Origin of the sequence: Lacrimispora indolis DSM 755 (genome assembly GCF_000526995.1) — a bacterium.
Classification (GTDB): Bacteria; Bacillota; Clostridia; order Lachnospirales; family Lachnospiraceae; genus Lacrimispora; species Lacrimispora indolis.
Window position 1 is genome coordinate 3,328,499 of the sequence record NZ_AZUI01000001.1, and the last position, 13,033, is coordinate 3,341,531.

Annotated in this window: 12 protein-coding genes; 9 read left to right on the forward strand and 3 right to left on the reverse strand. The window is 45.8% G+C overall.

Annotated elements, in window-relative coordinates; translation table 11 throughout:
* The first annotated feature begins 25 nt into the window (after positions 1-25).
* Entirely contained in the window at positions 26-913 is an 888-nt protein-coding gene (locus K401_RS0115925) for a patatin-like phospholipase family protein (protein ID WP_024293875.1), read from the forward strand.
* Positions 914-1,069: 156 nt separating this feature from the next.
* Here the strand turns inward: K401_RS0115925 and K401_RS0115930 are convergent, their stop codons facing one another.
* Positions 1,070-1,759 carry a helix-turn-helix transcriptional regulator gene (locus tag K401_RS0115930; RefSeq protein ID WP_024293876.1) on the reverse strand — a complete coding sequence of 230 codons (690 nt, stop codon included), beginning with the start codon at positions 1,757-1,759 and terminating at the stop codon, positions 1,070-1,072.
* 289 nt (positions 1,760-2,048) lie between these two features.
* Here K401_RS0115930 and K401_RS0115935 point away from each other — a divergent pair, with 289 nt between their 5' ends.
* A complete protein-coding gene (locus tag K401_RS0115935) occupies positions 2,049-2,522 on the forward strand; it encodes a GNAT family N-acetyltransferase (protein WP_029700843.1) in 474 nt (157 codons plus the stop codon).
* Between the two features lie 77 nt (positions 2,523-2,599).
* Here the strand turns inward: K401_RS0115935 and K401_RS0115940 are convergent, their stop codons facing one another.
* The gene (locus K401_RS0115940; RefSeq protein ID WP_024293878.1) at positions 2,600-3,826 is read right to left on the reverse strand and encodes an argininosuccinate synthase; all 1,227 of its coding nucleotides are present in this window, start codon (positions 3,824-3,826) and stop codon (positions 2,600-2,602) included.
* A 312-nt stretch (positions 3,827-4,138) separates the two neighbouring features.
* Here K401_RS0115940 and argC point away from each other — a divergent pair, with 312 nt between their 5' ends.
* The 6 genes from argC (at position 4,139) to K401_RS0115975 (ending at position 9,485) form a co-directional block, all read left to right on the forward strand.
* Positions 4,139-5,179, forward strand: a complete 1,041-nt coding sequence (gene argC, locus K401_RS0115950) for an N-acetyl-gamma-glutamyl-phosphate reductase (RefSeq protein ID WP_024293879.1) — start codon at positions 4,139-4,141, stop codon at positions 5,177-5,179.
* 39 nt (positions 5,180-5,218) lie between these two features.
* Complete coding sequence (locus K401_RS0115955; protein WP_024293880.1) at positions 5,219-5,662, forward strand: GNAT family N-acetyltransferase; 444 nt, start codon at positions 5,219-5,221, stop codon at positions 5,660-5,662.
* 14 nt (positions 5,663-5,676) lie between these two features.
* Positions 5,677-6,069 carry an ACT domain-containing protein gene (locus tag K401_RS0115960; RefSeq protein WP_024293881.1) on the forward strand — a complete coding sequence of 131 codons (393 nt, stop codon included), beginning with the start codon at positions 5,677-5,679 and terminating at the stop codon, positions 6,067-6,069.
* A gap of 1 nt (position 6,070) precedes the next feature.
* Positions 6,071-7,294: a bifunctional glutamate N-acetyltransferase/amino-acid acetyltransferase ArgJ gene (argJ, locus tag K401_RS0115965; RefSeq protein ID WP_029694925.1), complete on the forward strand. Its 1,224-nt coding sequence runs from the start codon at positions 6,071-6,073 to the stop codon at positions 7,292-7,294.
* 105 nt (positions 7,295-7,399) lie between these two features.
* Entirely contained in the window at positions 7,400-8,296 is an 897-nt protein-coding gene (gene argB / locus K401_RS0115970; protein WP_024293883.1) for an acetylglutamate kinase, read from the forward strand.
* On the forward strand, positions 8,286-9,485 hold the full coding sequence (locus K401_RS0115975; protein ID WP_024293884.1) for an aspartate aminotransferase family protein: 1,200 nt from the start codon (positions 8,286-8,288) through the stop codon (positions 9,483-9,485). Before argB ends, K401_RS0115975 begins: the two co-directional genes overlap by 11 nt.
* 116 nt (positions 9,486-9,601) lie before the next feature.
* On the opposite strand, the gene K401_RS0115980 is transcribed toward K401_RS0115975, so the two are convergent.
* Positions 9,602-11,500, reverse strand: coding sequence for a PfkB family carbohydrate kinase (locus tag K401_RS0115980; protein ID WP_024293885.1), 1,899 nt, complete (start codon positions 11,498-11,500; stop codon positions 9,602-9,604).
* A 309-nt stretch (positions 11,501-11,809) separates the two neighbouring features.
* On the opposite strand from K401_RS0115980, the gene K401_RS0115985 reads away from it, so the two are divergent.
* Positions 11,810-12,925 (forward strand): BMP family lipoprotein, encoded by a 1,116-nt coding sequence (locus K401_RS0115985; RefSeq protein WP_024293886.1) that lies wholly within the window; start codon positions 11,810-11,812, stop codon positions 12,923-12,925.
* Positions 12,926-13,033 lie beyond the last annotated feature (108 nt).

The following is a 13,033-nucleotide window of genomic DNA, read 5'->3' on the forward strand; positions in this document are numbered from 1 at the left end:
GGCTGAAAATCAAGGAGAATGATTCATGGCGGACTACGGACTGGCGTTAGCAGGCGGCGGGACCAGAGGCGCGGCTCATGTGGGAGTATTGACGGCGCTGGAGGAAGCAGGACTTCTTCCCCAACGGATAGCAGGAGCCAGCGCCGGAAGCATTGTTGCCGGACTATATGCGGCAGGCATGAACACCGGAGATATGCGGGAAACTGTGCGGTGGCTTTCCAAACATGGCAGAAGCCTGATTGATCCCGATATTTTAGGAATTGCCTTATTTCTGCCTCAGATTCTGCTGGGCAGGGAGACAGCGCTGAAAGGGCTCATAAAAGGAAACAGGCTCCAGCGATTCCTCTGTGATTTAACAGATGGGATGGAGATACAGGGAAACTGCCGGGGGCTGCTGATTCCGGCTGTGGATATAAACAGCGGGGATACGGTCACCTTTACTAACTTATTCAGGGAAGAGATTCCCCTTTCCGCATTAAGGCAGGAGCATGTGAAATGGGAACGGAGCGGACTTCTCTGTGATATTATGATGGCAAGCTCTTCGGTCCCGGCCGTGTTCCAGCCAAGGCAGATGAACGGTTTTCTTCTGGTGGATGGAGGAGTGACCAACAACCTTCCTGTGGATCTTTTCATTTCGGCAGGGGAAACCAGAGTCATTGCAGTGGACATTGGAGAAGAATATGAGATGCCCCATGATTATTCCATCATTGAAACTGCATTCCATTCCTTTTCCATTATGAGCAGAGAGTTAAAGGACTGTCGTTCCAGCGGTGAGATTTTGCTCTTAAAGCCGCCTATGCCAAGAGGAGCAGGGCTTCTGACTTTTGAATGCATGGAAAAGTGTATGGAAAACGGCTATGTGTATACAAAAAAGATGATGCCCCGGATCAGGCGTGTACTGGAAAAAAGATAGGGTTACCAGGAACAAAATAGGTTTCAGGAGTGAAAGACGGGACTGAAAATATAACTTAGGTATGAACATGAAACGCCGGGAACTGGGATAGATACCAGGTTTATCCGGTTATCGGCGTTTCCTTACATTCCTGTAAAAGAGAGCTGAAAGGTTTCTTCAATCAACCGCCATATACACATCCATGTAGTGGATTCCCTCTTTTCCATATTCTTTTTCAAAACACGGCAGACAGTCTTTATCATTCCATTCCAGTCCGTTTACCTGAATGTAAGCCATCAATGTTTTATAGGCATTGGGAATTAACCGGAAAGGTGATTTCATGGGTTCCTTTATGGTAATCACGGCATAACGGTGCTTTTTTTGTAAAATCACTTCGGCAAGACTGTCATTGCATTCCACGCCTGATGATAAAATACATGCGGCGGCATACCCGTGCATATGATGCACATTGATCTGTTCCTGGGATACTATGGGGAAGTCCCAGCCTATGATTTCCGGATCCCGGATTCCCAAATCTGCAGCCCAATCCCTTACATGCCTGATTGCATCATCTTCCGGCTCTCTGCTGATGACTGCGTATCTGATATACCGTAATGCCGGAACATCCTCAATGCGGGTATCAGAGTATGCTTCGTTGCTCACATTCATATTTTCCCTGATCAGCTGATCCATGGAGCATGAAAAAAACTGGCATAGCTCAATCGCTTTATTTATTTCAGGATAAGCACCATCCAGCTCCCATTTGGAAATAGTCTGCCTGCTTACCCCCATTCGTTCAGCCAATTCTTCCTGCGTCATTCCATTATGCATTTTTCTTAAAAACTGTAAGTTTTGTCCAAAGCTCATATGGTTTCTCCTGTTCATTTGATAAATTCATGATACCTGGAAAATAGAATTTTTTCTACCAATTCCAGCGTTCTTTTCAGAACGTTTACGCAACCTGAGGTTGCATGGCGGCATTTTTTATCTTAATATAGCGGTCAGGATTTAATATCTAAAGTTGGTCAGCAACCCATTCAATCCCCAATTTTGCTTTAAAAAGACATAGAGAAGTGATATATTAAAATTAATAACCAATTATTGGACAGCACCTGGTGGGTTATGAAACAGGCAGACACGTTTAGGAGGAAAGAAAATGGAATTGACATTCAGATATGCCGAGAGAAAGGATAGGGCTCTTATCTTGAGATTCATAAAAGAACTGGCTGAATACGAAAAGATGCTTGATGAGGTGGTGGCAACGGAAGAACTGCTGGAAGAATGGATCTTTAACAAGCAAAAAGCTGAGGTGATTTTTGCCCTGGCTGATGGGAAGGAGGCCGGATTTGCACTGTTTTTTCATAATTTCTCCACATTTTTAGGGAAAGCCGGAATCTATCTGGAAGATCTGTATGTTAAACCGGAGTACAGAGGCTGTGGAATCGGAAAGGCGTTATTAAAGAAGCTGGGAGCAGTTGCAGCAGAACGTGGCTGCGGAAGGCTGGAATGGTGGTGCCTGGACTGGAACAAACCCAGCATTGATTTCTACCGTTCCATGGGAGCGGAACCAATGGAGGACTGGACGGTTTACCGCATAGCCGGTGATACTTTAAAGGAGCTGGCAGACTAATGACAGTATGCCTTTATCACAGTTATAAAAAAGGACGTACCGGGGAAAATACCCTTGTGTACGTCCTTTTTGCTTAATTATTTATTTGTTTTTTCAACTTCCTGCATCTTCATAGCCCTAACCTTTAAGGGAAGTCCGAACAGGGTGATGAAGCCGTCTGCATCGTGGTGGTCGTATAAGTCACCAGTTGTAAAGGAAGCAAGGGACTCGCTGTATAAGGAGTATGGTGAGGTGGTTCCTGCCTTAATGATATTTCCCTTATAAAGCTTCAGTTTCACTTCTCCGGTCACATACTTCTGTGTGGATTCCACAAAAGCCTGAACTGCCTCGCGCAGGGGAGTGAACCATTTTCCTTCGTAAACGATCTGTGCAAACTTGTTGCCCATATCTTTTTTTACTTCCATGGTAGCACGGTCTAATACCAGTTCCTCTAACTGCTGATGAGCTTCAAGGAGGATGGTTCCGCCTGGAGTCTCATAAACGCCGCGGGATTTCATTCCAACAACACGGTTCTCCACGATATCCACAATGCCGATTCCGTGTTTGCCGCCCAGTTCGTTTAGCTTGGTGATGATATCAGAAACCTTCATCTTTTCGCCGTTTACGCTGGTCGGAATGCCCTTTTCAAAAGCCATGGTCACGTATTCCCCTTCATCAGGAGCTTTTTCAGGAGATACGCCTAATACTAATAAATGGTCATAGTTTGGCTCGTTTGCCGGATCTTCCAGCTCCAGGCCTTCATGGCTGATGTGCCATAAGTTACGGTCACGGCTGTAGCTGTTGTCAGCGGAGAAGGGAAGGTCAATTCCATGCTGCTTGCAGTATTCGATCTCGTCTTCACGGGACTGCATGGTCCATACGTCAGTCATACGCCATGGAGCAATGATCTTTAAGTCTGGGGCAAGAGCCTTGATGCCCAGTTCAAAACGGATCTGGTCGTTGCCCTTTCCGGTAGCACCGTGGCAGATGGCGGTTGCGCCTTCTTTTCTTGCGATCTCCACCAGCCTTTTTGCAATGGCCGGACGGGCCATGGAGGTACCTAATAAGTACTTGTTTTCATAAACTGCATTTGCCAGAACACATGGTACGATGTAATTGTCACAGAAGTCGTCGACCAGATCTTCAATATATAATTTGGAAGCGCCGGATAATTTGGCTCTTTCCTCCAAACCGTCTAATTCATTTCCCTGGCCGCAGTCGATGCAGCAGCAGACGACATCATAATCAAAATTTTCCTTTAACCACGGGATAATGGCAGTGGTATCAAGGCCGCCGGAATAGGCTAAAATAACTTTTTCTTTCATTTATACATCCTCCTCAGTTATAATTGGATTTTCTTTCATTGGACTTTCATAAATATACACCAAAATCCTGAATAATGCAAGGGTAAAATGAAAAAATATAAAAAAAACTTGCATATTATGCGTTGTGGATGTATAATTATGAACTATCAGTAAATGAAATATATGGAAAGACGCTCTTTTTTTCAAAGGAGCCGACAGCATCAATGCATAAAATGCCGGAATCCGGCAGAGTCAGATACACGGCAGCAAACGACTGGGGATACTGCAGAAATAAAAATAGATTACTCATGAAGAATAAAAGGAGAGATGATTATGATTAAGGCTGGAATAATAGGATCAACCGGATATGCAGGCGGCGAGCTTGCAAGGCTTTTGCTTCAGAGAGATGATGTGGAGATCCTGTGGTACGGATCCAAAAGCTATGTGGATCAAAAATACGCTTCTATTTATCAAAACATGTTTCAGATCGTTGATGATTCCTGCCTGGATGATAATATGGAAGCCTTGGCAGAAATGGCAGATGTGATTTTTACGGCAACGCCCCAGGGTTATTGCGCTTCCCTTATGAATGAGAATATATTAAAGAAAACAAAGGTCATTGACTTAAGCGCCGATTACCGGATCAAGGATGTGGCAATCTATGAAGAATGGTATAAAATGGAGCACAAGACCCCCCAGTTTATAAAGGAAGCGGTTTATGGTCTTCCGGAAATCAACCGGGAAAAGATCAAAAATGCCAGGCTTATCGCCAATCCAGGCTGTTATCCTACCTGCTCCACTTTATCCATTTATCCCTTAGTAAAGGAAGGGCTGATTGATCCCGGTACCATCATCATTGACGCCAAGTCCGGGACATCAGGTGCAGGAAGAGGAGCCAAGGTTGATAACTTATACTGCGAGGTCAATGAGAATATCAAGGCTTACGGTGTAGGCGTTCACCGCCACACGCCTGAAATTGAGGAACAGCTGTCATATGGGGCAGGACGTCCTGTTACCATCAGCTTTACTCCCCATCTGGTGCCAATGAACCGTGGCATTCTCATAACTGCCTATGGAACTCTTGCCAGATCTGTTTCCTATGAGGAAGTGAAGGCAGTTTATGATAAGTATTATGAAAATGAGTATTTTGTCAGGGTGCTGGAAAAGGATGTGGTTCCCCAGACCAAGTGGGTGGAAGGAAGCAATTTTGTGGATGTAAACTTTAAGATCGATCCAAGGACGAACCGGGTGGTCATGATGGGCTCCATGGATAACCTGGTAAAGGGGGCAGCGGGACAGGCGGTGCAAAATATGAATATCCTGTTTGGACTGCCGGAGAACAAGGGGCTTAAGCTGATTCCCATGTTCCCGTAAGGCTTACAAATGAATGCTTAAATAAAGGAAAATATTATGATGATTCGTACGATGACATTAAAGGATTATGACAAGGTTTATGAACTCTGGTCTGGGATTAAAGGTTTTGGGCTGCGAACTGTGGACGATTCCAGGGAAGGTGTAAAAATGTTTTTAAATAGAAATCCGGCAACCAGCGTGGTGGCAGAAGAAGATGGAAAGATCATCGGCTCCATTCTCTGCGGCCATGACGGGCGGCGGGGCTGCATGTACCACGTGTGCGTGGCAGAGGGATACCGGAAGCATGGAATAGGCCAAAAGATGGCTCTGGAAGCAATGAAAAGGCTGAAAGAAGAAGGAATCAATAAGGTCAGCCTGATCGCTTTTAAATCCAATGCCGTTGGCAACGAATTCTGGAATAAAGTAGGCTGGACCTTTCGCGATGATTTGAATTATTATGATTTTGATTTAAATGGGGCTAACATTACAAATTTTATTGATTAAGGGGGAGGAAAGAGATGAATTTAAAGAGGATATCAGCAGAATTTTCCGTATGCAAGCTATCAGGATCAGCGGATTTGGGAAAGCTTGACATGACATCCGGATTCTGGTTTCTGGGAAAAACAGACCAGGAGTTATCTCTGGTATGTGAATCCCAATCAGTCCCTGAAGATGTGGAAGAGCAGGAGGACGGTTTTTTGGCATTTTGCATTGAGGGGGTCCTGGATTTTTCCCTCATCGGGATCTTATCGAAGATATCAACGGTACTGGCAGATCACGGAATCGGAATCTTCGCGCTATCTACGTTTAATACGGACTATATTCTCGTGAAAAAGGAAAATTACGAAAAGGCTTTGGAGCATTTGGAGACCGCAGGCTATACGGTCATTGGAACAAAGGAGGATGAATGATATGAAGCAGACAGACGGCGGTGTAACGGCAGCAAAGGGATTTAAGGCGGCATCTGCGGCGGCAGGAATTAAATATAAAGACAGAAAAGACATGGCAATGATTTACAGTGAGGCTCCCTGCAAGGCGGCGGGAACCTTTACCACCAATATTGTAAAAGCGGCCCCTGTAAAGTGGGATAAGGATGTTGTAACAAATTCCCCTTACGCCCAGGCAGTGGTTATCAATGCGGGAATCGCCAATGCCTGTACAGGAGAGGAAGGGCTTCGCTATTGTAAGGAAACGGCAAAAGCGGCTGCGGAAAGCCTTTCCATTCCCGTTAATTCCGTACTGGTGGCATCTACCGGAGTGATCGGCAAGCAGCTTCCCATGGACCGTATTACCGCCGGGGTAAAGGCTCTTGTACCGGCTCTTGACGGCAGCCTGGAAAGCGGAACAGGCGCAGCCATGGCTATTATGACTACTGACACGGTGAAAAAGGAAGCTGCGGTCCAGTTTGAGATGGGCGGAAAGACAATTACCATGGGCGGCATGTGCAAAGGTTCCGGTATGATCCATCCTGACATGTGCACCATGTTAAGCTTTGTTACAACAGATGCGGCCATTTCCAAAGAGCTTTTGCAGGAAGCTTTAAGGCAGGACATTAAGGACACCTACAACATGATTTCCGTGGATGGAGATACCTCTACGAATGATACGGTGCTTCTCCTTGCAAACGGAATGGCGGGGAATGAGGAGATCACATCAAAAAATGAGGATTATAAGGCATTCTGTAAAGCCCTGAACTTCGTTAATGAAACTCTTGCAAAGAAAATGGCAGGTGACGGGGAAGGCTGTACCGCGTTGTTTGAGGTAAAGATCATCGGAGCGGAGACAAAGGAACAGGCTGTGACCCTTTCTAAATCCGTCATCACCTCCAGCCTGACAAAGGCCGCTATTTTCGGCCACGATGCCAACTGGGGACGGATCCTTTGTGCCATGGGATATTCCGGGGCAATGTTTGACCCGGAACAGGTGGATTTATATTTCGAAAGCGCAGCAGGAAAACTGAAAATCATTGAAAACGGGGTTGCTCTTCCCTACAGCGAAGAAGAAGCCACAAAGATCTTATCAGAGCCGGAAGTGACCGCAATTGCTGATGTGAAGATGGGGGAAGCAGCTGCAACTGCCTGGGGATGTGATCTGACCTTTGATTATGTGAAGATTAATGCGGATTACCGCTCATAAAATCAATTTGGAATACCTGTACATCCGATGCCCGAGAAGGCGGGGCAGGCTCTAAAACGGGGTGGGATTTGCCCGGAAAACATGGGCAGGAAAGGAGAAATTACTATGGATCTGGATCACAGCATTATGGAAAAAGCGGAGGTGCTGATAGAGGCCCTTCCCTATATACAGCGTTTCAACAGAAAGATCATTGTGGTAAAATACGGCGGCAGTGCCATGGCGGATGAGGAGCTGAAAAAGAGTGTTATTCAGGATGTGGTGCTCTTAAAGCTGGTTGGCTTTAAGCCCATCATCGTCCATGGAGGAGGAAAGGAAATCAGCAAGTGGGTGGAAAAGTCAGGCATGGAGCCGCATTTTGTCAATGGACTCCGGGTGACTGATGAGCCCACTATGGAGATTGCTGAAATGGTATTAAACCGTGTCAATAAAAGCCTGGTGCAGATGGTCAATGAATTAGGCGTAAAAGCAGTAGGAATCAGCGGAAAAGACGGCATGATGTTAAAGTGCCAAAAGCGCTATTCAAACGGAGAGGACATCGGCTTTGTAGGAGATATCACCCAGGTGGACCCTCAGATCATATATGATTTACTGGAAAAGGATTTCCTCCCAATCATCTGCCCTGTGGGTTTTGACGAGGATTTTGAGACCTATAATATTAACGCCGACGATGCGGCCTGCGCCATTGCCACGGCCATGGAGGCGGAGAAACTGGCCTTTTTGACTGATGTGGAAGGAGTTTATAAGGATTTTCAGGATAAGGAATCTCTGATTTCCGAAATGTCCATCGACGAAGCGGAGGAATTTGTGGAAAGCGGGATGCTGGGAGGAGGAATGCTCCCAAAGCTTCAAAACTGTATTGACGCCATGAAACAGGGGGTATCCAGGGTACATATCATGGACGGGCGGATTCCCCATTGTCTGCTTTTAGAGATATTTACCAATAAAGGAATCGGAACAGCCATTATAAGTCCGGGAGAGGAGCGTTTTTATCATGCTAAGTAAACAGGAATATATTGAGAAAGCAGAGTCTGAGATTTATAAGACCTATAACCGTTTTCCTGTTGTTTTCGACCACGGGGACGGCATTCATCTTTATGATACGGACGGACAGGAATACTTAGATTTCGGCGCCGGGATCGCGGTGATGGGATTGGGCTACAATGACCCGGAATTTAATGAGGCCTTAAAGGAGCAGGTGGATAAGCTTCTTCACACCTCAAACCTCTTTTACAATGTCCCTGCCGTAGAAGCGGGAGAGCTGATTTTAAAGGCATCCGGCATGGATAAGGTGTTTTTTACCAACAGCGGGACAGAAGCGGTGGAAGGCGCTTTAAAGATAGCCAGAAGATACGCCTATAATAAGGACGGGGGTCATGACCATGAAATAATCGCCATGAACCACTCCTTTCACGGCAGGAGTTTTGGCGCTCTTTCCGTAACGGGAAATGACCATTACCAGGAGCCATTTAAGCCTTTGCTTCCAGGAATTAAATTTGCTGATTTTAATGATCTGGACAGCGTAAAGGCCCTGGTCAATCATAAGACCTGCGCCATAATCATGGAAACGGTCCAGGGAGAAGGCGGCATTTATCCGGCCAGTGAAGAATTTTTAAAGGGTGTGAGAGCCCTTTGCGATGAACATGACATGGTGCTGATCCTTGATGAGATCCAATGCGGAATGGGGCGGACCGGAACCATGTTTGCTTGGCAGAAATACGGCGTAAAGCCTGATGTGATGACCGTTGCAAAGGCCCTGGGAAACGGCGTGCCTGTGGGAGCATTTCTGGCAGCAGGAAAGGCCGCAACAGCCATGACTCCCGGCGATCATGGTACCACCTACGGCGGAAATCCTTTTGTGACGGCTGCTGCGTTTAAGGTGCTGGAACTGTTTGAAAAGCGAAAGATCGTGGATCATGTAAAGGAAATGGGAGAGTATCTTGCAAAGAAGCTTAATTCTCTGGCAGAACGGTATGAAATCATAACAGAACAAAGAGGCATTGGGCTGATCCGGGGCCTTGAGTTTTCTGTGCCGGCTGCCCCCATTGTGAGCCAGGCCTTGTCAGAGCAAAAGCTGGTGCTTATCAGCGCAGGAACAAATGTCATCCGCTTTGTTCCTCCTTTGGTGATCGAAAAAGAACATGTGGATGAAATGATAGAAAAGCTGGAGGAAGTACTGAAGCATCAGCTTTAAACCTTTTGCCGGGGTCTTCAGAAGGATATCTGAAGGCTCCGGTTTTTTTGTGTAATGATTGGGTTGGCAAAGTGATCAATCCTGTATTCTGTGATAGGAGAAGAGCTGTTTTGTCTTCACCCCTTCAGCAGTTCCGGCTCAACCCTGTTAATATAAGTTTCCAGGGAATTTCTGTCAATGAGGGCGGGAATTACCCCCTGTCTGGATACGCAAAAGCCTGCAGCATATGCGGCGATTCTGGCCGATGCTTCCATAGAATATCCTGATGATAAATATGCGGAAAGTGCTGCAATAAAAGCATCTGCTGCTCCGGTAGTATCCACAGGTGGAAAGGGAGAGGCAGGCAGATATCCCTGAAAGGAGGGGGCTTTTAAATAGCAGCCGGAATGCCCCAGGGTGATGATCACGGTTTCCGCTCCCTGTCTTATAAATTCAGCGGCTTTTCCTTCTATACCGGGAATATCCGGGCACAACAGCTCCGCTTCCTTGTGGTTGGGAACAAATATATCAATGAGCTTCATAAGGGAAGGGCGGATGGATTTCATGGCAGCAGGCTTTAAAATGTTTTTTGCACCATATTTTTTTGCCAGCCTGGCGGCTGTTTCTATAGCAGCTTCAGGGACTTCGGTCTGAAGAAGGCAGTAACCGGAATGTTCAAAGACTTTTTCATAAGCAATAATGTCCTCAGGATATAAATTCTGGTTGGCCCCTGTCAGTATGGTAATCATGCTTTCGCCGTCATTCTGGACATGGATATAGGCTTTTCCTGTTTCCCTGTTGGCATCCCTTTTTAACCCCTGGACATCCACCTGGTTTTCTTCCATACAGGTGTATATGATGTTGGAGTCGTAATCGCTTCCCACCTTGCCGATGAGAGAAACTTCATTTCCAAGTTTTGCAGCACCTACGGCCTGATTGGCGCCTTTTCCTCCCGGAATGACGGAATGCCTGCTGGTGCTGACGGTCCGTCCGGGCTGGGGAAGTTCATCCACGTTTAAGGTCACATCAATGTTGACGCTTCCCACCACCACGATTTTTCTCGTTTGAGAGGTAAAGGGGAGGCCAAGGCTTTGGGTATTTTCCAAGGGAAAGTCCACGTGAAAGGCTGAAAATTCCTCTTCCCGTTTCTCACATTTTTCTATGATACGCCTGCAGGCAAAAGCCCCGAATTCACAGTAAGGGATCCGCAGGCTGGAAATGCCTGGAAAAGCAATGTTTTCACGGGCGTCATCTCTTAAGCTGATCAGGGATAAATCCGATGGAACATGGAACTTAAGCTTTGATAAATGTTCCAGAAGGATAAGGGCGGACGCATAATGAGTGCTGACAATTCCCGTTAGGGTGTGGGTCAATATGGCATTGTACCAGTCTTCCGACTCAATAGAAAGGTCCATGGGGCTGCTGTAGGGGATGCCGTGAACAAATAAACACTTTTTAAACCCGTCCAGAACCATTTCAGAACGCAGGCTGTTCTGTTTTGTGAGGCAGCCCAGCTTTGTATGGCCATGCTGAACCAAAATTTCCGCCGCAGCATAGCCCATACCTGTAAAATTAATGGAATAGGATAGGGGATACTTCCTGCTGTTAATACAGCAGACTTCTATGCCCTGTTCTTCGAAATAGTGCCTGTGATCCAGGCTGTCCCCGTTTACCGGTTCCCAGATGACCCCGTCCACATGATTTTTGCAAAGGGATGTGATGTTTTTCAGTTCATGTTCCGGGCTGTTCAGGCTGTCATTGATTAAAATACTGTAGCCGCTTTTTTGTGCTTCGGTTATGATGCCGTTAATCAATTGGCTGGTTTTCCCCATGGATTTAAGGAGCAGGCCTAAAATAAAGGTTTTTGCTTCCGGGTTATTTTTAACCGTACTGTATGGAGTATAATGATAGTCTTTTACAATTTTAAGAACCCGGTTTCTTGTTTCAGGACCTATGTTTTTGTCTTTGTTGTTCACTATTTTTGATACGGTGGATATAGAAACACCGGCCAACTGGGCGATTTCCTTAATTGTCATGTGACCTTCTCCCCCTGGATTTATTGATTGTAACAAATAATTCGTGATATTCCGTTAATTATGGGACAAATATTTAATTTTGTCAATGAACAATAAAAAGCAATAGGTAAATTATTTAAGGAAAATGGTTTAATAAAATATTTTTTTGTGCAAAAATACTTGACATCTCATTCTGAGGATGGTAGCATTTGCTTAAAAGAAATGCAGATCATTGGCTGTTTTATTTTTTAACTAAAAGGAAAAACGTTTTACCAAAGAGGAAGGTAAGATGAAATCCTTTTATATTATATTTTATAAGGAGGAATTTCAATGAAAAAAAGATTTTGTAGCATCCTGATGACGGCAGCGCTTGCAGTGTCTCTGGCCGGCTGTTCCGGCGGGGCAGGTGCAGCAAAGGAGAGCGGGAAAACAGCAGAGCCCACCACACAGGCCCCATCGGAAAATGGGACGGCAAAGGAAAAGCCAGGGGAGGGAAAAAGGGTATGTATTGTGTATTCCGGAAACTTAGGGGACAAGTCCTACAATGATTCCTGCAATGAGGGTGCAAAAGAGGCTGCCGCGGATTTTGGAGTGGAAATTAAAAATCTGGAGGGGACATCCGCAGAGGAATGGGAAGCAAACTTTTTGTCCGCCTGCGAGGACGGTTATGATCTTGTCATCTGCTCATCCTCGAACTTTGAAGAGTACATGAAAGAGCATTGCGCCAGCTATCCGGATGTAAAATTTGCCATTATTGATACCACGGTGGAAGGTGATAATATCGTATCCATCAGCTTTGCACAGAATCAGGGTTCTTTCCTGGCAGGTGCGGCAGCAGCCATGTTTACCCAGAAAACAGATATTGAAGGGGTAAACCAGGACAAGATCATTGGATGGGTAGGGGGAATGGATATTCCGGTCCTTCATGATTTCTACGTTGGATATGAGCAGGGTGCAAAATATATTGACCCGGAAATCCAGGTTCTTCAGTCCTTTGCAGGAACATGGAATGATCCGTTAAAGGGAAAAGAGCTGACATTGGCACAGTTTGATCAGGGTGCGGACATCGTAATGAACGTAGCCTCCGGCACTGGCCCCGGAATTCTGGAAGGTGCTAAGGAAGCAGGAAAATATGCCATTGGCGTGGATTTAAACCAGGATAATGACCAGCCGGGAAGTGTGCTGACTTCCATGGTAAAGCGTGTGGACACAGCCTGCTATCTGGCGATCCAGTCAGTAGTTGAAGGTACATTTAAAGGAAATTCCACTTCTTATCTGACCATAAAGGAAGAAGGCGTAGGCCTGACCGATTTCAGCGTGATGAAAGAACATCTGGGAGATAAATTCCCCGAAGACATTGTAGAAAAAGTAAAAGAACTGGAAGAGAAGATCGTTTCAGGAGAAATTGTGGTAGAGAATTATACCGGTTTTGGCGCAAACAAATAGCGGAAACTGAAAAGAATGGAGAATGGTTTGGATTTCCTGAGACCCCTCGGGTTTCCAAACCATTTTCCGGTTAAAAGGAGCGGGAGAAGACTCCTGACAAGAGAAAGA

Coding starts and splice junctions, on each gene's coding strand:
- K401_RS0115960 (WP_024293881.1), top strand. CDS start 5,677: ATGAATTTAAAGAGGATATCAGCAGAATTTTCCGTATGCAAGCTATCA.
- K401_RS0115925 (WP_024293875.1), top strand. CDS start 26: ATGGCGGACTACGGACTGGCGTTAGCAGGCGGCGGGACCAGAGGCGCG.
- argB (WP_024293883.1), top strand. CDS start 7,400: ATGGATCTGGATCACAGCATTATGGAAAAAGCGGAGGTGCTGATAGAG.
- K401_RS0115955 (WP_024293880.1), top strand. CDS start 5,219: ATGATTCGTACGATGACATTAAAGGATTATGACAAGGTTTATGAACTC.
- K401_RS0115975 (WP_024293884.1), top strand. CDS start 8,286: ATGCTAAGTAAACAGGAATATATTGAGAAAGCAGAGTCTGAGATTTAT.
- argJ (WP_029694925.1), top strand. CDS start 6,071: ATGAAGCAGACAGACGGCGGTGTAACGGCAGCAAAGGGATTTAAGGCG.
- K401_RS0115985 (WP_024293886.1), top strand. CDS start 11,810: ATGAAAAAAAGATTTTGTAGCATCCTGATGACGGCAGCGCTTGCAGTG.
- argC (WP_024293879.1), top strand. CDS start 4,139: ATGATTAAGGCTGGAATAATAGGATCAACCGGATATGCAGGCGGCGAG.
- K401_RS0115980 (WP_024293885.1), bottom strand. CDS start 11,500: ATGACAATTAAGGAAATCGCCCAGTTGGCCGGTGTTTCTATATCCACC.
- K401_RS0115935 (WP_029700843.1), top strand. CDS start 2,049: ATGGAATTGACATTCAGATATGCCGAGAGAAAGGATAGGGCTCTTATC.
- K401_RS0115940 (WP_024293878.1), bottom strand. CDS start 3,826: ATGAAAGAAAAAGTTATTTTAGCCTATTCCGGCGGCCTTGATACCACT.
- K401_RS0115930 (WP_024293876.1), bottom strand. CDS start 1,759: ATGAGCTTTGGACAAAACTTACAGTTTTTAAGAAAAATGCATAATGGA.